Genomic DNA, 24,215 nt, shown 5'->3' with positions numbered 1-24,215 from the left:
GCCGAACAGCGCGCCCATGCCCACCAGACCGGACAGCGTCAGCGGCGCGTAGCGCAGCCAGCTTCTGTCCAAAGCGGACAGCACGGTGCTCGGACGCGGTGGCGCGGCCGGGGCGGATTCCTCCGCCGGGGCGTGGTCCAGCAGCAGCAGGCGCAGCCGTTCGGCCTCGGCGGAGGACACCGCGTCCAGCGTCAGGCCGTCCTCGCCGGGCGTGTCGCGCCTGCCGGTGCCGACCCGGATCGCGGACAGGCCGAACAGGCGGTGCCCCAGCTTCGCGGTCAGGTCCACGGTGCGGATGCGGTCGCGCGGCACGGCCAGCCGCTTGCGCACGAACAGCCCCGTGCGCAGCTCGACCTGCTCGGTGGTGATCCGGTACCGGGTGGTCAGCCAGCGCAGCAGGCCCAACCCGACGATCAGCGCGATGACCGCGATGCCGCTGACGAACCGCCAGGTGTCACCGTTGCCGAGCACGAGCAGGCCGACCAGCACCGGGACGAGGTTGATCAGCTCGTTGAGCGGGCGGACGACCAGCATCCGGCCGTCCAGCCGGTGCCAGTCCACCACCGGCTCGGCGTACTCCGGCGCGGCGGGCAGCTCCGGTGCGCCCTGCGGAGCCGTCTCGGGGTTCACGTGGCATCACCCGGCGTGGCCTGGGTGGTGCTGGTCAGCTCCTCGGCCAGTCGCACCGCCTCGTCGTGGTCGAGGCCCTCGATGTGCACCGGGCCTGCCGCCGAGGCGGTGGTGACGGTCACGGTGGACAGCCCCAGCATCTGCTGCAGCGGGCCGCGCTTGGTGTCCACGGTCTGGATGCGCGACACGGGCGCGATGCGCCACTCCTGGTTCAACCAGCCGGACAGGGTGTAGACCGCTTCGGGCGTGGACTCCCAGCGGTGCACCCGGTAGCGCCAGCGCGGCATGACCGCGGTGTGCGCGGTGCCCAGCGCCAGCGTCGCGACCGCGACCGGCAGTTGCCACGGCCATGGCTGGTCCACCAGCAGGAGCAGCACGCCCTGCGGCACCAGCAGCACGAGCCAGCCGATGACGGCGTGCAGCGTCCAGAGGGTGATGGCCTTGCGGCTCACCCGGTGCCTCGGCGCACGCAGGCGCAACACGTCGGTGCTCACGCCCCCACTGTGCCGCAAGGCCGGGCCCGCTGTGCGCGCGGACCCGGCCTCGCGTCCACTTCCTAGGGCTGCGTGTAGGGCGGCGTGAAGGTGCAGGAGGCGGTCTGTTCCACCGCCGTCCCCTCCTGGCAGGGCGTCCCCGCGTTCGCACTCGCGGTTGTGGCCGTGACGACTCCGAACGACGCGCAGAGGGCCGCGGCGGCCAGGAGTCTGCGGAGAGAGTGCACAACCATCGTCAAGCTCCGTTCGACCAGGGGACAAGCGTCCAAGCGGAGCATGGCACACCGAAGATGTCCAGCTCATCACCCAGTTTGCCCGCACTGGGGTAGGTAGAACCCCCGACTTTCACGGCTGGGCGGTCGCGTCGTCCAAACCGATCCACCACACGGCCGCCCCCGCCCGGTCCCGCACGCCCAGCGTCCGGTAGATCCGCTGGAGGTGGTTCTGCACGGTCTTCGGCGACAGCGCCAGCTCCTCGGCGATCGCGCCGGTGCTGGCCCCGTCGGCCACCCGCCGCAGCACCTCGATGCCGCGCTTGGTCAGGCCCGCCTGCAGCGCCCGCGCGATGCGCCGGTTGGTCTGCTCGGCGGTGGTGCCGCTGCGCAGCGGCCGGTAGCCGCGCGGCGGGGCGAAGGTCCGCTCGCGGTGCGGCTCGAAGCGGTGGTGCGCCAGCTGTTCCGCCAGCCGGGCCGACGGGTCGTGCTCGCGCATCCGCAGCAGGTCGCGTCCCTCCTGCAACTCCCACAGCCGGTACTGCTCCAGCTGCAGCCGGGCGTGCCGCAGCGCCTGCCGCAGCTGACCGGCCCGCTCGTGGGCGGTGCTGAGCGCGCCGTGGGCGCGCACCGCGACCTCCCGCGCCAGGCAGCCCATGGCCAGTTCGGCGGCCTCGGTGAGCTGCGCGATCTGGTCGGCCAGCCGGTTGCGGCTGCCGCTGCAGCGGGCCCGCGCGATGAGCAGCTCCGCGCGCAGCACCGGCCGGTCCCGGCCAGCCAGCAGCCGCTCCGCGCGGCGGCACGCGCGCTGGGCCCGCTCCACCTCGCCCAGGTCCAGCCGGACGTGCGCGACCAGCAGGTTGACCCGCGCCATGAGCAGCGGCTCGTCCAGCTGCTTCCACCGGTCGCGGGCTTGCCCGCACAGCGCTTCGGCGCGGCGCAGCTTGCGCACGCAGGGTTCGCCGTCCAGGCTGCACCGGGCCCCGTCGGTGCGGGTCATGCAGTGCTCGTGGTACTGCGTGCGCATGAGCTTGGCCTGCTCGAACAGGATCGAGCCGGTCAGCTCGGCGTCGCCGGTCAGCTCGGCCAGGCCCAGCGCCCTGGCCAGCGAGTGCAGCGACCGCTCCCGCGAGTCCAGCCGCAGCTCCACCACCGCCCGCGAGAAGCCGCACCACGCCTGCAGCAGCGCGTGCCGGTTGGCCGAGGCGATCTGCTGCACCCGGTCGATGGTGTCCAGCGCGCCGGGCAGCAGGCCGCGCTTGCCCAGCGCCACCGACTGCGCCAGCACGCCGAACGCCACGCCCTCGGCGTCGTCGAGCCAGGAGAACGCGGCCACCGCCTTCTCTGCGGACTCCAGCGCGTCGCCGGGGCGGCCCTCGTCCAGGGCCATCCGCGCCTCGCGCAGGTTGGCCACCGCGGTGGCGCGCGGATCGGCGTTCACCACAGCACACCCCGTGCCCGTGTGCCCCGACCGTGATTGCGCACGGCCCCGATAGTGGCACTACCTACCCACGAGTAGGAAGGGCGCGGGTGAATCCGGTCAGCTCTCGGGGGTGTCCGAGGCGTTGACCACGGCGTCCCGCAGCGCGGCCCGCAGCCTGCCGACCTCCAGCGGTGTCAGCACCGCGGCCTCACCCGGCGGCACGGTCACCACGACGTGCCCCTGGCTGACGAAGACGGTCATGTCGCGACGACGGGATGCGATGTCCCGACAGGCGATCTGCCACTCCTTGGCTGTGCTCACGTCCCCCTACCTCCCACTTCCTCGACACGGGTGCTCGGACCAATCCGGGCGCTCGCGGGGGTGGAGACGCACGCGGACTGGTGGCATGACGGGAGTTCCGCCAGGCGACCGTGCCGAGCCGCCATAGCGTCGCACAGCGTGTTCATCTTGGTCACCTGGAAGAGGGAAAAATGGCTAAACCGCAACGGATCGTGATAATCGGGTCAGCCCCGGTCGGTGGCCGCGCGGCCGGGTCGGTGCTGCTCCGGCAGGTCGGTCCTCTTCGGCCAGTCGGCGCACAGAGCACCGGAAATGCCTGATACGCAGGGGAAATCCGCCTTGGCAACCCCGATGCCCCGAACGCCCGCAGGTGCTGCCCGATCCGCGCGCCGCGATTCCCCCGGCTCGGACCTGCGGTAGACGTCATCGCGCTCTGTAGGGCCGAACGGGTGATCATTTGCTCACATGGAGTAAGGCAAGATCATTGTTGATCGGGAAACCACGTGGGCGCTGTCACACTGATCGGCGTCGTCCGGGAGGCGCGCGTCCGGGAGGTGCGATGTCCGAGCCGATCACCACCGCCGTCGTGCGGGCCGCCGAACTCACCGCCAGCGGACTCCCGCACCGGGCGATCGCCCTGCTGCGGCCCGCGCTCGCGGCCGACCCGCTGCACCCCGAGGCGTGGTGCGGGCTGGCCGCCGCCCACCTCGACGCCGGTGAGCCCGACCCCGCGCTGGAGGCCGCCAAGCGGGCGCTGGTGCTGGGCGGCGACCGGTCCTGGGCGCAGCGGCTGACCGCGCTGGCGCTGAGCGAGCTGGGCAGGCACACCGAGGCGGCGGTCGCGGCCAGGGAGTGCGCCCGACGCGCGCCCGGCGACTGGCGGTGCCTGGTCGTGCTGGCCGAGGTGCTCGCCTCCGACCCCGGTGGACGGCGGGAGGCCGTCGCGGTGGCGCGGGAGGCCACCCGGCTGGCGCCCGAGCAGGCGCGGACGTTCCAGGTGCTGGGGGACGCGGCGCTGCGCGTGCGGGACTGGGGCACCGCCGAGCACGCCTACCGCACCGCGCTGCGGCTGGACCCGTCCGCCGAGGACGTGCGGGCCAACCTGGCGACCGTGCGGCGCAAGCGCGGCGCACCCGCGCCCACCGCGTCCCCCGCGGCCGAGGCGCTGGCCGCCGCGCACGCGCTGGTGTGGCCCGCGTTCTCCCGGCTGGCCGCGGTGCTCGTCATCGGCGGGCCGCTGCTGCTCCTGGCGGGGATGCCGAGGCCGACCCCGGCGACCGGCGCGCTGTCCGGGGCGCTGGTGCTGCTGTGCGCGGTGATCGTGCTGCGGCCGGCGGCGCGGGGGCGCGCGGTCCGCAGGGCCCTGCTGCACCTGCCCCGGCACCGCCCCGAGGTCGCGGTCGTGGCGACCGCCTTCGGGCTGGCGCTGCTGGTGCTGGTGGGCTGGACCGCCGCGCTCCTGCTCGGCGCGAGCACGGTGCAGCCGCTCGTCGTCGCGTGGCTGTGCGCGCTCGCGGGCGGAACCGTCGTGGTGCTCGGCCGCACCGGTTAACCTGGTTGTCGGAAGGGGGGCGGATGACCCGACGCGCGGTGCTCGTGATCATGTCGTTGATCGCGGGCTTCGTCGTGTTCGGCCCCGTCGCCCCGGTCCACGTCGGCGCGGTGGCCGCGGTCGCCACGCCGATCGACGCGGCGCACCTGCCCAGCGCCACCAACCGCACCCCGGCGGTGCACCCGGTCCAGCACCTCGGCCACCTCGGCAAGCCGCTGGACGGCGTGCAGCCCGCCGTGCACGTGCCGCCCCAACCCGTGGTGCGCGCCGACGTCGTCGACCCGACCCACCTCGCCCCCGAGGGCCTGAGCCAGGTCCCGCTCGGCGAACGCGCCCCTCCCCGCACCTCCAGGTAGCCGAACCCACCCCGTTCGCCCTCACCCGGAGGTTCCCTTCCCATGCCGCGCCCACCGGCGCGGCGAGAGCTGCTCGTCCGAGGACTGCTGTCCTTGGGCGTTCTCGCCGCGTCCGCTTTCCTGCTGCTCACCAGCCAACCGCGCCTCGGCCTCGACCTGCGCGGCGGCACCCGGATCGTGCTGGAAACCCCGCCCGAGGCCACCGACCGCGCCCTGGAGGTGCTGCGCCGCCGAGTCGACGAGCTCGGCGTGGCCGAACCCGTGCTGGCCCGCTCCGGCGACCGGCGGATCGTGGTCGAGCTGCCCGGCGTCCAGGACCCGGCCGAAGCCGTCGAGGTGCTCGGCCGCACCGCCCAGCTGGCCGTGCGCCCGGTCACCGGCCCCGGCCAGGAGCAGTCCCCCGACGGAGCCGGACTGGCCCTCGGACCGGTGGCGATGACCGGCGAGGGCATCCGGGACGCGCGGGCCACGCCCAACCCGGCGGGCGTCGGCTGGCAGGTCACCGTCGACTTCCAGGGCGACGCCCCGTCGACCTGGCAGCGGATCACCGCCGAGGCCGCCTGCGCCGCGCCCGGCGACCCGCGCAGGCAGATCGCCTTCGTGCTCGACGGCGACGTCGTGTCCGCGCCGCAGGTCGACCCGTCGGTGCCCTGCCGCACCGGCATGATCGGCACCAGCACCCAGATCACCGGGCAGTTCGCCCAGGCCGAAGCCGAGGAACTGGCGCTGGTGATCCGCTCCGGCGCGCTGCCGGTGCCCGTCGAGGTGGTCGAGCAGCGCACCGTCGGCCCCACGCTGGGCGCCGAGGCGATCGAGGCCAGCAGCCGCGCGGCGATCATCGGCGTGGCGCTGACCAGCCTGTTCCTGATCTTCGCCTACCGAGTGGCGGGCCTGGTCGCGGTGCTCGCCCTGGCCGGGTACGCGGCCGTGGCCTACGCGGCGCTGCTGGCCGTCGGCGCGACCCTGACGCTGCCCGGCCTGGCCGGGTTCGTGCTGGCCATCGGCATGGCGGTGGACGCCAACGTGCTGGTGTTCGAGCGGGCGCGGGAGGAGTACGCGCGGCGCAAGCGCCTGCCCCGGTCGGTCGACCTGGGCTTCCGCGGGGCGCTCAGCGCGGTCGCCGACTCCAACGTGACCACCCTGCTCGCCGCCGGGCTGCTGTTCTGGCTGGCCACCGGGCCGGTGAAGGGCTTCGGCGTGACGCTGGCCATCGGCGTGCTGGCCTCGATGTTCAGCGCCCTGGTGCTCAGCCGCGTGCTGCTGCGGCTGGTGGTGCCGCTGCTGGAGAAGCGGCCCCGGTGGAGCGGCCTGCACGACCTCGGACGGGTGCGGACGTGGCTGACCGCGCGCGGCACGCGGCTGTTCCAGCGGCCCCGCAGGTGGCTGCTCGCGGCGGGCCTGCTGGTTCTGGTGGCGCTGTCCGGGCTGCTGGTGCGGGGGCTGGAGCTGGGCGTGGAGTTCACCGGCGGGCGGATGTTCGACTACACCGCCGCCGCGGTGGACACCGGTCGCGTGCGGGCGGAGCTGGCCGCGGCCGGGTTCGGCGACGCCGTGGTCACCACCTCGGGGGCGGACGGGATCTCCGTGCGGACCGGACCGGTGGACGAGGCCGCCGCGGCCCGGATCGGCGCGGCGGTGGACCGCGCGACCGGTGGGGCCGAGCGGGTCGGCAACGAGCTCATCGGCCCCAGCCTGGGCGCGGAGCTGCGCCGCGACGCGCTGATCGCGCTGGCCATCGCGGTGGCCGCGCAACTGGCCTACCTGGCCGTGCGGTTCGACTGGCGGCTCGGGCTGGCGACCGTGGTCGCGCTGGTCGCCGACGTCGCCGTGCTGGTGGGCGCGTTCGCCTGGCTGGGCAAGACGGTCGACGGGGTGTTCCTGGCGGCTCTGCTGACGGTCATCGGCTATTCGGTCAACGACTCGGTGGTGGTGTTCGACAGAGTGAGGGAGTTGCGCCGCGCGCAAGGGGACCAACCATTCGCGACAGTGGTCGGCAACGCTGTCCTGCAGACCGTGCCACGCACCGTGAACACCGGGATCGGGGTGCTGTTCGTGCTGGCCGCACTGCTGGTGCTGGGTGACGGGTCGCTGGCCGACTTCGCCACCGCCCTGCTGATCGGCCTGGTCGCGGGCACCACCTCGACCGTCGTGACCGCCGCTCCCGTCGCGATCGCCCTGGAGCGCCGATGAGCACCGGGCACGCGCTGCTCGCGGTCGGCGGGGCCTTCCTCGCCGCGGGCCTGATCGCGCGGGCGGGCGTCCGGATCGGACTGCCGACCATCCCGCTGTTCATGGTGGCCGGCATCCTGTTCGGACCCAACACGCCGGGGCTGTCCCTGGTGCGCGATCCCGCCGAGATGAGCGTGCTCTCCGGGCTGGGCCTGGTGTTCCTGCTGTTCTACCTGGGCCTGGAGTTCTCCGTGGACGACCTGGTCTCGGGCGGGCGGAAACTCGCCGTGGCCGGGACCGGCTACCTGCTGCTCAACATCGGCGGCGGGCTGGCGTTCGGGTTCGCCCTGGGCTGGGGCACGCGGGAAGCGCTGGTCGTCGCGGGCGCCATCGGCATCTCCTCATCGGCCATCGTGACCAAGCTGCTGATCGAGGCAGGCCGCATGGGCAACCCCGAGTCACGGCTGATCATGGGCATCATCGTGATCGAGGACCTGTTCCTGGCCGTGTACCTGGCGGTGCTGCAGCCGGTGCTCGGCGGCGCGGACGGCTTCGGCGCGGCGGTGCTGGACTTCGCCAAGGCGCTGCTGTTCCTGCTGGCGCTGGCCGCCGTCGCGCGCTGGGGCGGCCGGGTGGTGACCGGGCTGTTCGGCTCGGCCGACGACGAACTGCTGGTGGTGTGCTTCGTCGGCGTCGCGGTGACCGGCGCGGCGGTCGCGCACGAACTGGGCGTCTCCGACGCGATCGGCGCGTTCATGGTCGGCGCGGTGCTGGGCGGTTCCGGGGTCGCGCCGAGGGTGCACAAGCTCGTGCTGCCGCTGCGGGACGCCTTCGGGGCGCTGTTCTTCTTCATCTTCGGGCTCAGCATCGACCCGCGTGCCGTGGGGCCGGTCGTGGTGCCGGTGCTGCTGGCCGTCGTGGTCACCATCGCGCTCAACCTGGGCGCCGGGCTGTTCGCGGCCAAGCTGCACTCGTTCGACCGGCAGCAGGGCGTCGACATCGGCCTGACCGTGCTGACCCGAGGGGAGTTCTCGCTGGTCCTGGCGTCGATGGCGGTGGCGGCGGGGCTGGACTCGCGGGTGGCCCCGTTCGTCGCGGGCTACGTGCTGCTGCTGGCGGTGATCGGGCCGCTGGCCGTGCTGCGGTCGCACGAGCTGACCTGGCTGCTGCCCGCGCGGCTGTTCGCCAAGGCCGGAGCACGCCACTGAGGCGGTGTGCCGGGACGGGTTCCCCCGTCCCGGCACCGCACGTCAGTCCAGGCAGAACTCGTTGCCCTCGGGATCGGCCATCACGATGTGGCCCGCGCTCAGCGGGGGAGCGGGCTCGTGGCGGCGCACCCGCTTCGCGCCCAGCGCCACCAGCCGGTCGCACTCGGCCTCCAGCGCCGCCATCCGCTCCTCGCCCCGCAAACCGGGAGCCGCGCGGACGTCGAGGTGGACGCGGTTCTTGACGACCTTGTCCTCGGGCACCTTCTGGAAGAACAGCCGTGGGCCGAGCCCGTCCGGGTCCTCCACCGCGGAACTGTCGTTGCGCTGCTCCTCCGGCACACCGATCCGCGCGAGGAACTCGTCCCACGCCGCCGGCACGTCAGCGCCCTCGGGCAGGTCGACCCCCGGAGGGGCGGGGTGGACGTAACCCAGCGCGTCGCGCCAGAAGGACGACAGCGCCGCCGGGTCGTGGGCGTCGAAGGTGATCTGGACCTGGAGGCTCATCGGGTCGTCCCGTTCCTGTGCAGGTGCAGGTCGCGCAGCAGGCAGACCTCGGACAGGTGGTGGATCAGCTCGCGCTGGATGTGCAGCACCAGGTCCGCCATGGGCGCTTCGGGGAAGGGCTCCTTGTCCCCGACCGGGGCCCGCAGCCCGGCCTCGTCGAGAGCGCGCACCCCGGCCGTCCACCGGTCGAGCTGGGTCTCCAACTGCTCCAGCGCCGTGGTCGCGTCGCCCGCGTAGTCCCAGGTCTCGTACGACGCCTCCGGCGCGCCGAAGTGCGCCGCGTTGCGCATGGCGAGCACGCCGACGATGACGTGGCCCAGCCGCCAGGCGATCGTGGTGAAGGGCGGCGGGACCGGCTGGGGGAAGGCGAAGTCGATGGTGAAGTCCCCCGAGCCCCCCTGCGCCGGCGCGGTCGAGGTGCCGCGCGGGCGCACGCTCCAGGCGTCCGGCACCGGTGACCAGAAGTACTCGTCGTCGGTGAGGCCGTCGAGCCTGGCCCGGAGCTGGTGGTCCCAGTGGAACTCCCACTGCTCGCGCAACGTCCGGTTCCAGTCGAAATCGTTCATGGGGACACCGTGACACCCCTAGCGGACAGGATCGTTCCGCTATCTCTGGCAGGGTGGTCGCATGGCGGAGGAGCGGGGGACCACGGAGCGGGTGCTCACCCTGCTCTCGCTGCTGCAGCAGCGCCAGGTCTGGACCGGCCCGGAACTCGCCGACCGGCTCGGCGTCACCTCGCGCACGGTGCGCCGCGACGTCGAGCGGCTGCGCGCGCTGGGGTACCCGGTGCAGGCCTGCCAGGGCGTCGGCGGCGGCTACCAGCTCGGCCCCGGCCAGGACCTGCCGCCGCTGCTGCTCGACGACGAGGAGGCCATCGCCACCGCCGTCTCGCTGCTGGCCGGAGCCGGTGGCGCGGTCGCGGGCGCGACCGACGCGGCGCTGCGGGCGCTGACCAAGCTGGACCGGGTGCTGCCCACCCGACTCCGGCACGAGGTGCGCGCCCTGTCCGGCTCGGTGGAATCCTTCGGCGGAGGCCGCACACCGGTGGACCCCGAAGTGCTGATGACCCTGGCCAGGGCGTGCCGCGCGGAGGTCGAGGCGGGTTTCGGCTACCCGTCCGGCGGCCAGGTGCGGCAGCGGCGGGTCGAGCCGTACCGCCTGGTCGCCTCCGACCGGCGCTGGTACCTGCTGGCCTACGACCTCGACCGCGACGACTGGCGCAGCTTCCGCGTCGACCGGATGACCGACGTGTCCGCGCGGACCTGGCGCTTCCGCCCGCGCGCGGCACCCGACGCGGCGGCGTACGTGCAGGAGGGGGTGGCCAGCCGGGTCTACCGGCACCAAGCGCGCTGCCTCGTGCGCGCGTCGGCCGAAGTGGTGCGGGCGCAGATCCCGGCGTCGGCGGCCGTCGTGCACCCGCGCGGCGAGCACTGCGAGGTGGTCAGCGGCGCGGACAACCTCGACTTCGTGCTGATGCACATGGTCCTGCTGGGACACGACTTCGAAGTGCTCGACCCGCCGGAGCTGCGGGACCGCTGCCGCGTGCTGGCGCAGCGCCTGCTGGCCGCCGGTGCGCCCGTGCTTGCGGGTGGCGCGGGCCGGGAAGAGCATGATCGGCGGACCGTTGGCCGAGTGGATGATGGTGTGGGATGACGAGCTTCGCCGCGTACCAGAACGAGATCTACCTGCAGGGCCTGGCGGACAACAAGCCGCCCTTCACCACCAACCCCGACGAGCTGGAGGCGTCCGCCCGTGAACGCCTCGGACCGGGGCCGTTCTGGTACGTGGCGGGATCGGCCGGGACGGGGGCCACCGCGCGGGCCAACCGGGAGGCGTTCGACCGGTGGCGGATCGTGCCGAGGATGCTCACCGACGCCACCACCCGCCACCTGGGCACCTCGCTGCTGGGCACGGAGCTGCCCGCGCCGGTGCTGCTCGCGCCCATCGGGGTGCAGTCGATCCTGCACCCCGAGGGCGAACTGGCCACCGCGCGGGCGGCGGCCGAGCTGGGGGTGCCGTTCATCCTGTCCACCGCCTCCTCGCACACCATCGAGGACGTCGCCGAGGCGGCCGGGGACGCGGCGCGCTGGTTCCAGCTGTACTGGCCCAACGACCCGGACGTGTGCGCCAGCATCCTGGACCGGGCCCGCCAAGCCGGGTTCACCGTCCTGGTGGTCACCCTCGACACCTGGACGCTGGCGTGGCGCCCCCACGACCTGGACCAGTCGTACCTGCCGTTCCTGCGCGGGGTGGGCACCGCGATCCCGTTCAGCGACCCGGCGTTCCGCGCCGGACTGGCCGCGCCGCCGGAGGAGGACCTGCCGATGGCGATCCTGCGCTGGGTGCAGCTGTTCACCGGCACCGACCGCGGTTGGGACCAGCTGGCCTTCCTACGCGAGCACTGGGACGGGCCGATCGTGCTCAAGGGCATCCAGCACCCCGACGACGCGCGCAAGGCGGTCGACGCCGGGGTGAGCGGCATCGTGGTGTCCAACCACGGCGGCAGGCAGGTCGACGGGGCGGTGGCCTCGCTGGACGTGCTGCCGGAGATCGCCGAGGCGGTGGGGGAGCAGGTCGAGGTGCTGTTCGACTCGGGCGTGCGCTCCGGCGCGGACGTGGTCAAGGCGCTGGCGCTGGGCGCGAAGGCGGTGCTGCTGGGCAGGCCGTTCGCCTACGGGCTGGCGCACGGCGGTGAAGTCGGCGTGCGGCACGTGCTGCGCGGCCTGCTCGCCGACTTCGACCTCACCCTGGGCCTGTCCGGGCACCGCAGCCCGGCCGAGCTCAACCGGGAGGTGCTGCGGCGTCGCTGAGCAGGCGCAGCCTGGCCGTCAGCGCGGTGGGGCCGCCGGGCTGCACGGTGATCCACGCCGTGCCGTCGCGGCCCGTCGAGGGGGTGGACAGGTAGCGGCCGGTCGTCGTGTCGAAGAACGTCAGCGGCGCGGCGCACCGGTGCTTGCGGCCGAACCGGTCACGCCGCGCGGCGAACAGCTGACCGCCGCCCAAGCGCTGCTCGGCCAGCAGCTTGCGGACCAGCCCGGCCTCGACCACGTGGCCGCCGGTCCGGTAGTTGGCCTGGAGGAACGACTGCTCGCCGTGCTCGGAGCCCGCCCGCTGAGGTCCGTTGTCCCGCAACGACTCCGCGGGCAGCGAGATCACCCCGCCGCGCCCCGGCGGCATCTCCGGCAGCGCGGCGACCAGCGACCGCACCGCGTCCTCCGGCCGGATCGGCTCCAGCGCGAAGTGCCGGTCCGGCAGCAGGACCACGCGCAGCGCGTCGTCCCCGGACACCACCACCAGCGCCGACCGGGTGTCCTCGTCGCCCTGGTCGAAGAAGGCGTAGTACTCCGCGCCCGCCTCGGCGACCAGCCGCAGCGACCGGCCGAGGTCCGGGTGGACCCGCCCGCCGCGAGCCAGCCCCGCCCGCTCCAGCTCGGCCCACCCGGAGCGGGCCAGCTCGGCGAGCCCGCCCACGTCCCCCTCCGCCAACCGGTCCTCGTCGAACTCGACTCGCGTCAGCAGCGCGTTGTGCAGCGCGGGCAGGCCCTCCGCCTGCCAGGCGTTGTACAGCGCCACCGCCGGGACCACGACCCTGGTCCGCAGCACGTTCCCCCCTTGGTGGTCCTACTCGCCGATGACGGGCGGGGCGACCATCGTGCCGTCGCCGAAGATGTCCTCGGTCTCCTGCAGGTACGACGCGGACTTGTGCTCCTTGTCCTCGTCGCCCTGCCCCCGGCCCGCACCGGCGCCCACGCCGCCGGCGCCCATCCCGCCCGCGCCCATGCCGCCGGGACCTCCGCGCCCCGCCGCCGCGCCGCCCGGTCCGAAACCCGTGCCACCGCGCCCCGCGCTCTCGCCGTGGCCCGCCGTGCCGCCAGGGGGCATGCCGGTGCCCATGCCGCTGCCGGGCATACCGGGGCCGCCCATGCCGGGGAGGCGGGGCATACCACCCAGGCCGCCCGCGCCCCGGCCGCCACCACCCATGCCGCCGCCACCACCCCCGCGTCCGCTAGGGCCAGGCATCCTGGGCACACCGGACCGGTCGTTGGGGTTGCGCGGGTCCTTGAGGCCGAACGGGGGGACAACCGGTCCCCACGTGCGCTGGTCGTTAGGCCGCTGCGGAACGTCCGAGCGCGGCGGGTCGACCTGCAACGGCGGTGCCACCGGCCGCTCCGGGACCACGCCGGACCGGCGGGTGGTGCCGTCGTCGCTGGGCGGCGGCATGCTCTGATCGGTCCAGGACTTGTCGGTGCTCCCACCGATCCGGTCGCCGCTGTTGCCGCTGCGGTCGTCACCGCCGCCGGGCCGGTCCACCTCGTACCGGCCGTGACGCGGCGGGACGATCGGCGGGGGCGGGGTGGATCCGTCGTCAATGCCCGCGCCGACCTCGTCGGGCGACTGAAACCTGGGCAGCCCGGCGCTCGCGGAGTTCGCGGCGCTGCCGTAGGTGCTGAGCACCTGCATGTTGCGGGAGTTGACCTGCTGGCTCTTCTCGACCGCGTCGTCGTAGTCGGTGTCCCACGGGACCACGCTGTTGTACCAGGGCTTGTCCGGGACGTCGACGGGCTTCTCCACCTCGTTGTAGGCCCGGCGGAACGCCTCGCCGAGAGCGCTGGTGCGGTCTGCGGCCACGGTCGCGCTGGACGCCGCCGCGTCGGACCAGCTGGCCAGCGGTGAGGTGGACGCGCGGGCCTGGTCGCCCGCCGCGCCCTCCCACACCGCGCCCGAGTCGCGGACGGCCCGGTTGATCAGGTCGGCGATCTCGGCGTGGCTGCTGGCCAGGTTGCCCCAGTTCCGCTGGCCCGCGTCGGTGGTCTGGCCAGGACCCTTGCCCTCGCGGAACCACCCGTAGATCTTCTCGGCCCCGATGCCCACTTGCAGGAGCGCGAAGCCGCCGAAATCCATGTCCACGTTGCCCGGAGCCATGGTCAGCCCTTCAGGTTCGCAATGACGGTCTCGGTGAGCTTTTCGGCCGAAGTGCACGCTTGGCCGTTGTTCTTCGCGTCGTTCTTGGCGACGCTGATCTGCACGAGTACGGCGTCCTTGTCCGACGTCCGGATGGCGGTGGTGCAGTTGCGAAGCCCATCGGTGCCGTCGCTGCTGGCGATCGGGATGCCGGAGATCGTCGACTCGCTGTGGATCGGCTTCGCCTTGCTGTTCTCCACGATCTCTTCATAGGTGCTGCCGTTGGTGACGAAGACGATCTCGTAGCTCGAATCCTTCAACACGTCCGCGCCGGTGTAGGTGCAGCTGGGGCCACTGACACTCTGTCCAGCCTCCGGCTCCTCGAACGTGCCGAGGACCGCGACCTGGTCGGGTTTGAGGATGTCGCACGGCGCATCGACGTACTTCGCGATGTCCAGCTCGGTTCCGCCTGCGGGGGAGCCGTTCCCGGTCGTGGTGGTCGCACCGGTTGTGGTGGCCGGGCTCGGCGTGCCTTCGGTGTCCGAGCAGGAGGTGAGCAGGACCGCGGCGGCACCTATGGCTAGCGTGGCCTGGAGCATGCGGTTCAAGGGCTTCATCCCTTTGGCTTGAATGCGTCGCTGACTGCGGATTCGGTCGCTGTAGACGTCCTTGCCCGGTGAGCCGAGCAAGGTGATCTCCTCACCGCCGCAGCACGCTTGGACGAGCCGCTCCAGTGCCGAGATCAGCCCGTCCAGGGGTTCCGGACCTGGTCGGGGGTGACGGCGGGCTGCGACTGCGTGGCCTGCGTCGCCAGATCGGCTGCGTCCCTCACGACGGTCTCGGCCACGAAACCGATCCTCAGCCATGACCTCAGCCCTTCAGGTTCCCGATGACGGTCTCGGCTACCCGCTCGGTGGCCTTGCACGCCTTGCCGTAGTTGGGGTCGTCCTGACCCGCTGTGCTGATCTGGACCATGACCGCGTCCTCGTCGGAGGTGCGGATCGCGGTGGTGCAGCTGCGCAGCCCGTCGGTGGCGTCGCTGCTCATGATCGGCACGCCGGAGACGTCGGCCTGGCTGAAGATCGGGTCGGATTTGCTGTTGTCGACGATCTCCTGGTACGTGCTGCCGTCGTTGACGAAGATGATCTCGTAGGTCGAGTCCTTGAGCACGTCCGAGCCCTCGTAGGTGCAGCTCGGCCCGCTGGCGCTGGCCCCCGCCTCCGGCTCCTGGAACTTGCCTAGCGCGCTGACCTGATCGGCTTTGAGGATGCCGCAGGGCGCGTTGACGTACTCCGAGATGTCTAGCGCGTCACCACTGGTCGGCGTGCTGCTCCGGGGATCCGTGCCTGCGGTGGTGGTTGCGGGGTTCGGCGTGCCGCCGACGTCGGAGCACGCGACCAACGCGACTGCCGTGGCGGTGGTGGCGACGAGGACTCGAAGAATGCGGTTCAAGGACTTCATCCCTCTGGCTTGAACGCGTCGGTGACCGCGGATTCGGTCTGCCGGTATTGGGCCAGTGCGTCGTTGATGTTGCGGATCGTCTTCTCAAGCGCCTCCTGGGCCTTGGCGTTGGCCCACTGGTAGCCGCCCTCCTCCTCGCCGGCAGTTCGGTGGATGGCCATGGTCGCGAAGCCGCTGTAGACGTCCTTGCCGGGCGAGCCGGTACGCCGGATGTCGTCCGCTTCGCGCGTCGCGGCGCGCAGTTGCCGCAGCGCCTCGGTCAGCCCGTCCAGCAGTTTCTGGGCTTGGTCGGGGGCCACGGTGAACTGCGTCTGAGTGGCTCGGGTCGCCAGCCCGGCGGCGTCCCTCGCGACGGTCTCGGCCACGAAGTCGATCCTCTTGGCCGCTCCTGCGGCAGCGTCGAACACGATGCGCTCCCCTCGCACGTCGTCTCCCCGCGAGCGATGATCGCACAGGCTTCGAGGAGCATCCGCCACATCGGCAGGGATACCCCGTCCGGGGGACAGTGTCCGATTCGTTCAAGACCCGATGGGGTGAGCACGCCTAGGGTCGCCGCATGATCGAGCGAGCACGGACCTTCCTGTGGCACCACGCCCGCGTCCTGGAGCAGCGGCGCTTCGCGTTCCTGTTCGACGGCGGGCCAGCCGAGCCGGTGGTCGCGGCGGTGCTGGCGCACCGCAACGCCGACGGCGGGTACGGGCACGCGCTGGAGCCGGACGGTCGGGGGCCGAGCAGCCAGCCGCTGCACACGCGCACCGCGCTGGAGCTGTTCGCCGAGGTGGGCGCGCCGGAGCACGCGCTGCCCGCGTGCGATTTCCTGGCCTCCGCGGCCAATCCCGACGGCGGTGTGCCCAACGCGCTGGGCACGGCGGCGGAGCACCCCAGGGCACCGTGGTGGGTGATCGGTGAGGGCAGCGACCTGCTGATGACCGGCCTGCTGGCGGGCGCGCTGCACCGCCTGGGCGTCGAGCACCCGTGGCTGGACCGCGCCACAGAGTTCTGCTGGGACCGCGTGGAGAACCTGACCAAGAGCCACCCCTACGAGGCCAACGCCTGCCTGGTCTTCCTCGACCACGTGCCCGACCGCCCGCGTGCCGAGCGGGCCGCCGCGTGGCTCGGGGAACTGGTGCGGGAGCAGGGTTTGGTGGACTTGGGCGAGGGCAGGGCGCACGAGGGCTACGCGGCGGGCGAGACGCACAAGCCGCACGACTACGCCTCCCGACCGGACAGCCTGGCGCGCCGGTGGTTCACCGACGAGGAGATGACGCGCGATCTGGACGCTCTCGTTGCGGCGCAACGGGAGGACGGCGGCTGGACGTTCCCGTGGCCGGTGTGGACACCGGTGGTCGAGCACGAGTGGCGGTCGATCGTGACCATCGAGGCACTGCTGACGTTGCGCGCCTACGGACGGATCAGCTGACCCAGCGGGACTCCCGCGAGCTCGCGGACTTCACGGGACAGGTGGGCCTGGTCGGCGTAACCGGTGCGGTGGGCGATGTCGGCGAACGGGACTCCCCGCCAGGCAAGCGACATCGCCTCGTCGAAGCGCAGAATCCGTTGCAGCGCCTTGGGTCCGTAGCCGAACGCGGCCAGACTCCGCCGGTGCAGTTGGCGCGCGCTGAGTCCGAGCCGGTCGGCCAGGTCGGCGACGCCGCAGGTGCGGACCGCTGTGGCGATGGCCTGCGTGAGCGGGTCGGGCGGCGTGGCGCGCAGTCGTTCGACCGCGACGCGGGCGAGCACCGCCGACGGGTCGGGTGCCGAGGAGAGTTCTTCGCACAGCCGGTCCGTGCGGCCCCACAGCTCCGCCAGGGGGACGCGCAGGTCGCGCAGCGCGTGGGCGGGTACGCCCAGCACCGCCGGGCCGACGCCGGGGTCGAAGCGGACGGCGTGCAGGTCGGTCGGCCCCATCTCGGTGACCTTGCCCGAGGTGTCCGGTCCGGCCACGAACACCTCGCCGCCGGTGGCCGAGAAGATGATGTCCGTGCAGCCGTCCGGCACCACCCGGCCCACCTCGGTGGTCGTGGAGGAGCGCCGCCACCGGCAGCGCAGACCCGCAGGAGCGGGCAGTTCCTCGTACACGGCCCCAACCTAGCGCCGCCCCACCCAACAAACACGTCTGCAAGTACTACCCGTGCGGCTCCTGGGAGCGCGTAACTACTACCCGCGTTGTGGGGCGGGTAGTAGTCAGCGGCCCGTCGCGGCGGGGCGGGTAGTACTTGCAGACGCTGGGGTCAGCCGAACTTGATCCAGTCGACGCTGGTGAACGGTGCGGGCTGGCCGCTGGTGAAGGTGATGTAGACGTCGTGCGTGCCGGTCACCCCCGCGATGTTCGCGGGCACCGTCCGCCAGCTCTGCCAGCCGCCGGTGTTGGCGATGGCGAAGCTGCCCACGGGGGTCGCGGTCGGGCTGTCCAGCCGCACCTCGACCAGCCCGCTGACGCCGCTGGCCGCGCCGGAGGCCACGCGGGCGTTGAACTGCGTGGCGGTGCGGCTGCCGAACCGGACGCCGGAGAACTTCAGCGAGTTGCCGTTGCCCAGTTGCGCCACGGCCTGCCCGCCCTCGACGGTGCCGCCGGAGCGGGACGTGGCCTGCTCGGCCTGGATCTCACCGTAGGCGTCCCAGCCGCTGCCGCCGGGGTTCTCGCCGCCGCCGTTGCCGCTGGACCACACCGCCACGTAGTCGACCACCAGCGAGTGACCGGGCACGGTGGCCGCGGTGGGGGTGTTGAAGCCCGCCACGCCGTTGGGGAACGCGCCGCCCATGGCCAGGTTGAGCAGGATGAAGTAGCCCGCGTGGTTGGTCATGTTGTTCCACGTCTCCGCGCCGAGCTGGCTCTGGCTGACGGTGTGGAACTGCTGGCCGTCGACGTACCAGCGCAGCTCCTTGGCGCCGTCGTCCCACTCGAACCGGTAGGTGTGGAACGCGGACTGGCAGGACGAGCCGGGGCAGGCGCGGCTGGCGCCGCGGCCGTTGGTCTCGTCGCACGGCCCGCCGGGGTTCACGCCGCAGTGCAGCACGCCCCACACGGAGTTGAGGCCGTTGACGTTCTCCATGATGTCGAACTCGCCGATGGCGGGCCAGTTCCAGTAGTTGCCCCGGTAGGGCGAGCCGAGCGCCCAGAACGCGGGCCAGTAGCCCAGCGCGGCATCGCCGGTGACGTTGGGCATCTGGATGCGGCCTTCGATGGCGAGCTTGCCGCCCGCCGGCGGCTTGAAGTTCGACCGCTGCGTCTCGATGCGGGCGGAGGTCCAGTTGCCCGCGCCGTCGCGCAGGGCGGTGATGCGCAGGTTGCCCGCGCCGTCGAGCTTGATGTTGTTCGGGCTGTTGGTGTAGTTCTGGATCTCCCCGGTGCCCCAGTTGGCGGGCCCGCCGGGGTAGTTGTGGCCCAGGTCGAAGATCCAGTTCGACGACGAGGGCAGGCTGCCCGCGGCGCCGGTGAAGTCGTCGCTCCACTGCAGCGTCCAGCCCGGCGGGGTCGAGGGCACGGACGCGTTGGCGGGCGTGGTGACGGCGACCGCCGCCGGCGCCGCGGCGAGCACGGCCGCGGCGGCGACCAGCGCGCGTCGGGCGCGGTTGCTTCGGGGCTCCATGCGCGGGTGACCTCCTTGTCACGGTGTTGCACTGCGAGCGCTTTCATGAGAGCGCTCTCACGGCCGGGTCTCAATCACCCGAACGGCGCAACGACCCCTATTTCGCGTCGGCGTAGCTGTCCACCGGCACCGCCTTGAGCGGGAACCGCACCGGCGTCGCCCCGAACACCAGCCGGGACGCCTCCTCACCCGCCGCGGTGATCTGCGCGCACACCTGCTCGGCCAGCGGCGCCGGGCAGTGCACCAGAACCTCGTCGTGCTGGAAGAACACCAGGTGCGCCTGCGGGGAGACGGCGTGCAGCCTGCGCCGCAGCGCCCCCAGCAGCGCCGCGGTCCAGTCCGCCGCGCTGGCCTGCACCACGAAGTTGCGGGTGAACCGGCCCCAGTCCCGCGCGGCCCGGCGGGAGCGGCGCAGTGAGTCCTCGTCGTCGTCGGCGCTGCCGGTCACCTCGCGCCACGCCGCCGAGGGCGGCGGGCTGGTCCGGCCCAGCCGGGAGCGGACCATCCGGCCCTGCTCGCCCGCCACCGCCGCGGCCTCCACGTAGCCGACCGCCTCGGGGAAGCGGCGGCGCAGCACGGCCAGCAGCGCGGCGGCCGGACCGCTGGTGCCGCCGTACATCGCCGACAGCATCGCCGTCTTCGCCTTGTGCCGGTCGCCCTCGAACGCCCCGGCCGCCAGCGCGGTGTAGAGGTCGTCCCCGGCGGAGGCGGCGGCCAGCTCGCGGTCGCCGGACAGCGCGGCGAGCACCCTGGGCTCCAGCTGCGCGGCGTCGGCGGCCACCAGCCGCCACCCCGGGTCGGCGCGCACCGCCGTGCGCAGCGTGCGCGGGATCTGCAGCGCCGCCCCGCCGCGCGTGGCCCACCGGCCCGACACCACGCCGCCGACCACGTAGTCCGGCCGGAACCGGCCGTCGGCCACCCAGGCGTCCAGCCACGACCAGCCGTGCGCCACCCACAGCCTGGCCAGCTCCTTGTAGGCCAGCAGCGGCTCCACCGCCGGGTGGTCCACCGACTTGAGCACCCAGGCCCGCGCCGACGGGATGTCGATGCCCTCCCTGGCGAACGCCCGCACCACGCCCGGCGGGTGGTCCGGGTTGACCGGCTTGCCGCCGAACGCCTCGGTGATCCGGTCGGCCAGCTCCGCCAGCCGCGCGGGCCGCACGCCCGGCGCGGTGCGCGGCCCCAGCAGCTGCGCCAGCAGCGCCTCGTGCACGTCGGCCCGCCACGGCAGCCCGTGGTGGGTCATCTCGGCGGCGGCCAGCGCGCTGGCCGACTCGGCGGCGAGCAGCAGGCGCAGCGGATCGGCGTGCGGCAGGGTCGCGGCGACCCGCTGCTGCGCGGCGTGCACCGCCACGACGGCGTCGAGCGGGTCCGCGCCGCCGGGCAGCGGCTCCTGCTCGGGCTCGAACAGGGTGGGCTGGGCGTCGCGCTTGCGCGGGCCCCGGTCCTCGGGTGGTGGCAGGCCCGCCAGCCTGGCCACCGCGGCGGGCAGCTCCTTGGGCTCGTGGTGGCGGCCCTGGTAGGCCAGCAGCAGCGACTCGGCGTGGTGCAGGTCCAGGCAGCGCTCCACGCGCACACCCCTGGCCAGCAGGGCCGGGTAGACCTCGGCGGTGGCCGCCCACAGCCAGCGGGGGCGGTGCCTGGCCTCGTGCTCGGCCACCGCGCCCGCGAGGTCGGCGGTCTCCACCACGGGCCCCTCGGGCACGCCGGAGTCGGAGAGCGGCCGGAGCCGACCGGCGTTCTCCGCGTGCGACACGAGGGCGATGAGCACAGCTCATCTTGCGCCACACCCCCGACAATTCCGGTGGCGAGCACCGGGCGCTCGCGACGTCGGGTAGTAGTTGACGGCCCTGGTGGACACGTCGGGTAGTACTTGCAGGCGCGGGGGGTGGGCCCGTTGGGGTGGGGTCGGGGATCTCTTTCGTGGCGGCTGTAGCTGGGGACCATGGGTGCGTGGATCGGACGCCGTCTGTCGCTGAGCTGCTGGACCCGCGACGCGAGGTCGTGCCCTTCCACGGCCGGGAGGCCGAGCTGGACCGGTTGGGGCGCTGGCGCGACGCCGACAGCCCCTGGTCGCTGCTGCTCCTGCACGGTCCGGCCGGCTCCGGCCGGACGCGGCTGACCGGGGAGTTCGCCGCCCGCGACGCCGAACCGGACCGGGTGCTGGTCGTGGTCGACGACGCCGACCGCTGGCCGTGGCCCGCGCTGCTCCGGCTCCTGCGGGAACCCGTGACCACGCCCGCCGCGCACGTCCGCGTGCTGCTGACCGCCCGTGCCGCGGGCTGGTGGTGGTCGGCGTTGCGGCAGCACGCGGGCGAGCTCGACTACACCACCGCCGAGCTGGTCCTGGCGCCCTCTCCGGAAGACCCCACGACCTCGTTCGCCTCGGCCTGCGAGCACTTCGCCGCCGCCCTGGACCTGCCCGCGCCCACCGGCCCCGCCCCCGCCGCGGCCACCACGTTCGACCTGCACCTGGCGGCGCTGGCCGCGGTGCACGGCGCGGACGCCCACGCGGGCGGCCAGGAGCTGGTGCGCTGGCTGGTCAGCGTCGACCCGGCCCCGCCGCCGCCCGGCAAGCTGGCCGAGGACGTGCTCGCGGTGACGCTGCTGGACGAGCGCATCGAGCCCGAGCGCTCCCCGGACGCGCTGGAGACCCTGTTGCGCGCAGCCGAGCGCTGGCCGCACGCGCGCCGCCGCGTCGAAGCCCTGTTCAGCGCCGAACCGGACCTCGTGCGCACCGCGAGCGGCGCCACCCTCGTCACCCTGGCGCAGTGCCCGGCGATCGCGCGGGCCGTGGCCGGGCACGTGTTCCACGACGAGCGGTTCCACCGCGACCCGCTGCCCGCCGTGCTCACCCGCACCCTGCTGCGGGAACGCGCGCCGCACGCGGACCGGCTGGAGCTGGCAGAGCTGCACCGGATGCTCAGCGCCCGCGCCGCGCTGGCCTCGCTGCGCGAGGAGGCGGTGGAGGCGTCGCGGCGCGAGGTCGCGCTGTACCGGGAGCTGGTCGCGGCCGACCCGCGCGAGCACCGGGGCGCGCTGGCCGACGCGCTGGACGAGCTGGGGCTGCGGCTGGTCGCGGTCGGCCGCGAGCAGGACGCGCTGGCGGCGGCCGAGGAGGCCGTCCAGCTGCGCGGCCAGGTCGCCGAGGACGGGGACGGCACGCCCGAGCTGGCCGCCGCGCTGGAGCGGCTGAGCGCCCGCTACGCCGCGGTGGACCGGCGCGAGGACGCGCTGACCGCGCTGACCAGCGCCTCGGTGCTCTACCAGCAGCTGGCCAAGGACGACCCGACGCGGTTCCGGCTGGACTTCGCCAAGGCCAGCCACCACCTCGCGGTGCGGCTGTTCGACGTGGACCGCAAGCGGGAGGGGCTGGGCGCGGCCGACGCGGCCGTGCGGCGGTGGCGCAAGGTCGCGCAGGCCGACCCGCGCTACGAGCCCGAGCACGCCAGGACGCTGGTCTCGATCGCCGCGCTGCTGTCCGGGTTCGGGCAGTGCGAACGGGCCCGCAGCGTGCTGCGCGAGGCGATCGGGGTGCTGCGCAGGCTGGCCGAGGCCAACCCGGCCGCGTTCGAGCCGGAGCTGGCCGGGGCGCTGGAGGCGCTGGGCGCGGTCCTGCTGCGCTCCGAGCGCATGGGCGAGGCGCTGAAGGTGTCGCGGGAGGCCGTGGCGCTGCGGCGGCGGCTGGCCGGGGACGGCGAGCCCGCGGCGCGGGCGGAGCTGGCCGCGTCGCTGGTCGCGCTGGTCGACGCGCTGCCCGAGCCCGCCGACCGGGTGGCCGCCGCGGAGGAGGCGGTGCTCCTGGCGCGACCGCTGGCCGCCGAGCACCCCGTGCGGCACGAGGTGGACCTGGTCGTCGCGCAGGCCCGGCTGGCCAGGCTGCTGCTGGTGGCCGGTCGCGAGTACGAGGCGGGCGCGCTGGTGGAGGAGGTGCTGGCGGCGCAGCGGCGGCTGCCCCGGCGGCTGCTGATGACCCGCGCGGGCGGGCTGGCGGGCGCGCTGCACGCCCTGGCCACCGCGCTGGCCGGGATCGAGCACCACGGGTGGGCGCTGCGGCTGGCCGAGCAGGCCGCGGACATCTGGCGCGACCTGCTGGGCCACCACCGCGGCGCGCCCATCGCGTTCGCCATGGCCGTGCACCACACCGCCGTGCTGCTGCACGGCGCGGCGGACCCGAGGGCGCTGCCCCGCGCCCGCGGCGCCCTGCTGCTGTGGCACCTGGCCCGCACGCCCGAGCAGCTGCGCACCGAGCTGCGCTACGCCGACGCGCTGTCGCTGCTGGCCCGGCTGTGCGCCGAGACGGGCCGGGAGCTGGACACCGCGCTGGAGCTGGCGCACCGGGCGGTGCTGGTGCTGCGCACGGCCAGGGCCACCCCGGACCGGTTCATCCGGGCCGTGGCGGCCGCCGACGAGGTGGTGCGCGCCCACCCCGACCCGGAGGCCGCCCGGCGGCGGATGCGCGCCATGGCCGCGCGCGACCAGCCGGAGGTCAGCTCGTCGTGACCAGCGACCGCAGGAAGAACCCCACGTTCGCGGGACGCTCGGCGAGCCTGCGCATGAAGTAGCCGTACCACTGGTCGCCGTAGGGCACGTACACCCGCATCCGGTTGCCCTCGGCGGCCAGCCTGCGCTGCTCCTCGGGCCGGATGCCGTAGAGCATCTGGAACTCGTAGCCGTCCTTGGCGCGGTCGCGGGCCAGGTCGGCGGCGATGGCGATGAGCCTCGGGTCGTGCGAGGCGACCATCGGGTAGCCCTCGCCCGCCATGAGCACCTTCAGGCAGCGCACGTAGGACAGGTCCACGTCCGCCTTGTCCTGATAGGCCACCGAGGCGGGTTCCTGGTAGGCGCCCTTGCACAACCGCACCCGCGACCCGGCGTGCGCCAGGTCCCGGCAGTCCTGCTCGGTGCGCTTGAGGTAGGCCTGCAGCACCGCGCCCACCCACGGGAAGTCCACCCGCAGCTCGCGCAGGATGCCCAGGGTCGAGTCGGTGGTGGTGTGGTCCTCCATGTCCAGGGTGACCGTGGTGCCCGCCGCGCCCGCCGCCGCGCAGATCCGCCGGGCGTTCTCCAGGGCGATCTTCTCCCCGTCGGTGGGCAGGAACTGGCCCACCGCGGACAGCTTCACCGAGACCTCGGCGCGGTCGGCGTACCCGGCGTCGGACAGCCTGCCCAGCAGGTCCAGGTAGGCGGTGACGGTGGCGTCGGCCTGCTCGGCGTCGCGGGTGTCCTCGCCGAGGTGGTCGAGGGTGACCAGGCGGCCGTCGGCGAGCACCTCGCCGGTGGTGCGGATGGCCGCGTCCAGGTCGTCGCCCGCGATGAACCGGCGCACGACCGGCCGGGTCAGCGGGGTGCGCTCGACCAGCGAGCGCGCGGCGGTCGACCGCGAGGCGGCCAGCAGCGTGGAGCGGAGCACG

General features: G+C 73.8%; 23 protein-coding genes. 8 read left to right on the top strand and 15 right to left on the bottom strand.

Annotated features, from left to right (window positions below; genetic code table 11):
* The 4 genes from IEZ00_RS36325 to IEZ00_RS07105 all read right to left on the bottom strand — a co-directional run.
* Positions 1-630, bottom strand: a 630-nt coding sequence (locus tag IEZ00_RS36325; protein WP_306344655.1) for a PH domain-containing protein, incomplete at its 3' end; no start/stop codon positions are given.
* Positions 627-1,124 carry a PH domain-containing protein gene (locus IEZ00_RS07115; protein WP_229795189.1) on the bottom strand — a complete coding sequence of 166 codons (498 nt, stop codon included), beginning with the start codon at positions 1,122-1,124 and terminating at the stop codon, positions 627-629. The genes IEZ00_RS07115 and IEZ00_RS36325, both read right to left, overlap by 4 nt.
* A gap of 345 nt (positions 1,125-1,469) precedes the next feature.
* Entirely contained in the window at positions 1,470-2,777 is a 1,308-nt protein-coding gene (locus IEZ00_RS07110) for a LuxR family transcriptional regulator (protein WP_189222236.1), read from the bottom strand.
* 99 nt (positions 2,778-2,876) lie between these two features.
* Positions 2,877-3,080 (bottom strand): hypothetical protein, encoded by a 204-nt coding sequence (locus IEZ00_RS07105; RefSeq protein ID WP_189222235.1) that lies wholly within the window; start codon positions 3,078-3,080, stop codon positions 2,877-2,879.
* Between the two features lie 538 nt (positions 3,081-3,618).
* Between IEZ00_RS07105 and IEZ00_RS07100 the strand changes: the two genes are divergently transcribed.
* Genes IEZ00_RS07100 through IEZ00_RS07085 form a run of 4 tightly spaced genes read left to right on the top strand, consistent with a single transcriptional unit; the run spans position 3,619 to position 8,344 of the window.
* Complete coding sequence (locus IEZ00_RS07100; RefSeq protein ID WP_189222234.1) at positions 3,619-4,611, top strand: tetratricopeptide repeat protein; 993 nt, start codon at positions 3,619-3,621, stop codon at positions 4,609-4,611.
* 23 nt (positions 4,612-4,634) lie between these two features.
* Positions 4,635-4,967, top strand: coding sequence for a hypothetical protein (locus tag IEZ00_RS07095; protein ID WP_189222233.1), 333 nt, complete (start codon positions 4,635-4,637; stop codon positions 4,965-4,967).
* Between the two features lie 42 nt (positions 4,968-5,009).
* A complete protein-coding gene (gene secD, locus IEZ00_RS07090) occupies positions 5,010-7,157 on the top strand; it encodes a protein translocase subunit SecD (protein WP_189222232.1) in 2,148 nt (715 codons plus the stop codon).
* Positions 7,154-8,344: a cation:proton antiporter gene (locus IEZ00_RS07085; RefSeq protein ID WP_189222231.1), complete on the top strand. Its 1,191-nt coding sequence runs from the start codon at positions 7,154-7,156 to the stop codon at positions 8,342-8,344. The genes secD and IEZ00_RS07085 overlap by 4 nt, the downstream gene beginning before the upstream one ends.
* A gap of 42 nt (positions 8,345-8,386) precedes the next feature.
* Here the strand turns inward: IEZ00_RS07085 and IEZ00_RS07080 are convergent, their stop codons facing one another.
* Both IEZ00_RS07080 and IEZ00_RS07075 read right to left on the bottom strand, forming a co-directional pair.
* Entirely contained in the window at positions 8,387-8,848 is a 462-nt protein-coding gene (locus IEZ00_RS07080) for a VOC family protein (protein ID WP_189222230.1), read from the bottom strand.
* Positions 8,845-9,414, bottom strand: coding sequence for a DinB family protein (locus IEZ00_RS07075; RefSeq protein WP_189222229.1), 570 nt, complete (start codon positions 9,412-9,414; stop codon positions 8,845-8,847). Before IEZ00_RS07075 ends, IEZ00_RS07080 begins: the two co-directional genes overlap by 4 nt.
* A gap of 61 nt (positions 9,415-9,475) precedes the next feature.
* Here IEZ00_RS07075 and IEZ00_RS07070 point away from each other — a divergent pair, with 61 nt between their 5' ends.
* Entirely contained in the window at positions 9,476-10,501 is a 1,026-nt protein-coding gene (locus tag IEZ00_RS07070; RefSeq protein WP_189222228.1) for a helix-turn-helix transcriptional regulator, read from the top strand.
* Positions 10,498-11,658: a lactate 2-monooxygenase gene (locus IEZ00_RS07065; protein ID WP_189222227.1), complete on the top strand. Its 1,161-nt coding sequence runs from the start codon at positions 10,498-10,500 to the stop codon at positions 11,656-11,658. Before IEZ00_RS07070 ends, IEZ00_RS07065 begins: the two co-directional genes overlap by 4 nt.
* Here the strand turns inward: IEZ00_RS07065 and IEZ00_RS07060 are convergent.
* The 5 genes from IEZ00_RS07060 to IEZ00_RS07040 all read right to left on the bottom strand — a co-directional run bounded on the left by IEZ00_RS07060 (position 11,630) and on the right by IEZ00_RS07040 (position 15,618).
* Positions 11,630-12,451: an ESX secretion-associated protein EspG gene (locus tag IEZ00_RS07060; RefSeq protein WP_189222226.1), complete on the bottom strand. Its 822-nt coding sequence runs from the start codon at positions 12,449-12,451 to the stop codon at positions 11,630-11,632. The genes IEZ00_RS07065 and IEZ00_RS07060 overlap by 29 nt on opposite strands.
* An 18-nt stretch (positions 12,452-12,469) precedes the next feature.
* Entirely contained in the window at positions 12,470-13,771 is a 1,302-nt protein-coding gene (locus IEZ00_RS07055; protein ID WP_189222225.1) for a PPE domain-containing protein, read from the bottom strand.
* A 2-nt stretch (positions 13,772-13,773) separates the two neighbouring features.
* A complete protein-coding gene (locus IEZ00_RS07050) occupies positions 13,774-14,439 on the bottom strand; it encodes a DUF3558 domain-containing protein (RefSeq protein ID WP_189222224.1) in 666 nt (221 codons plus the stop codon).
* Positions 14,440-14,620: 181 nt separating this feature from the next.
* Positions 14,621-15,211, bottom strand: a complete 591-nt coding sequence (locus IEZ00_RS07045) for a DUF3558 domain-containing protein (RefSeq protein ID WP_189222223.1) — start codon at positions 15,209-15,211, stop codon at positions 14,621-14,623.
* Positions 15,208-15,618: a hypothetical protein gene (locus IEZ00_RS07040; RefSeq protein WP_189222222.1), complete on the bottom strand. Its 411-nt coding sequence runs from the start codon at positions 15,616-15,618 to the stop codon at positions 15,208-15,210. The genes IEZ00_RS07045 and IEZ00_RS07040 overlap by 4 nt, the downstream gene beginning before the upstream one ends.
* A 149-nt stretch (positions 15,619-15,767) precedes the next feature.
* Here IEZ00_RS07040 and IEZ00_RS07035 point away from each other — a divergent pair, with 149 nt between their 5' ends.
* Entirely contained in the window at positions 15,768-16,631 is an 864-nt protein-coding gene (locus tag IEZ00_RS07035; protein WP_189222221.1) for a prenyltransferase/squalene oxidase repeat-containing protein, read from the top strand.
* On the opposite strand, the gene IEZ00_RS07030 is transcribed toward IEZ00_RS07035, so the two are convergent.
* The 3 genes from IEZ00_RS07030 to IEZ00_RS07020 all read right to left on the bottom strand — a co-directional run bounded on the left by IEZ00_RS07030 (position 16,613) and on the right by IEZ00_RS07020 (position 20,572).
* Complete coding sequence (locus IEZ00_RS07030; protein ID WP_229795187.1) at positions 16,613-17,290, bottom strand: helix-turn-helix transcriptional regulator; 678 nt, start codon at positions 17,288-17,290, stop codon at positions 16,613-16,615. The two genes, IEZ00_RS07035 and IEZ00_RS07030, sit on opposite strands and share 19 nt — an antisense overlap.
* A 152-nt stretch (positions 17,291-17,442) precedes the next feature.
* On the bottom strand, positions 17,443-18,801 hold the full coding sequence (locus tag IEZ00_RS07025) for a carbohydrate-binding protein (protein WP_189222220.1): 1,359 nt from the start codon (positions 18,799-18,801) through the stop codon (positions 17,443-17,445).
* A 97-nt stretch (positions 18,802-18,898) separates the two neighbouring features.
* On the bottom strand, positions 18,899-20,572 hold the full coding sequence (locus IEZ00_RS07020; RefSeq protein WP_189222219.1) for a bifunctional 3'-5' exonuclease/DNA polymerase: 1,674 nt from the start codon (positions 20,570-20,572) through the stop codon (positions 18,899-18,901).
* 182 nt (positions 20,573-20,754) lie between these two features.
* Between IEZ00_RS07020 and IEZ00_RS07015 the strand changes: the two genes are divergently transcribed.
* The gene (locus tag IEZ00_RS07015) at positions 20,755-23,304 is read left to right on the top strand and encodes a tetratricopeptide repeat protein (RefSeq protein ID WP_189222218.1); all 2,550 of its coding nucleotides are present in this window, start codon (positions 20,755-20,757) and stop codon (positions 23,302-23,304) included.
* Here IEZ00_RS07015 and IEZ00_RS07010 read toward each other — a convergent pair.
* Positions 23,291-24,214 carry a proline dehydrogenase family protein gene (locus tag IEZ00_RS07010; RefSeq protein ID WP_189222589.1) on the bottom strand — a complete coding sequence of 308 codons (924 nt, stop codon included), beginning with the start codon at positions 24,212-24,214 and terminating at the stop codon, positions 23,291-23,293. The genes IEZ00_RS07015 and IEZ00_RS07010 overlap by 14 nt on opposite strands.
* Position 24,215 lies beyond the last annotated feature (1 nt).

Source organism: Saccharothrix coeruleofusca, assembly GCF_014648515.1.
GTDB classification, from domain to species: Bacteria; Actinomycetota; Actinomycetes; order Mycobacteriales; family Pseudonocardiaceae; genus Actinosynnema; species Actinosynnema coeruleofuscum.
The sequence above is the reverse complement of the archived record's forward strand: the minus strand, read 5'-3'. Positions and strand labels throughout refer to the sequence as shown.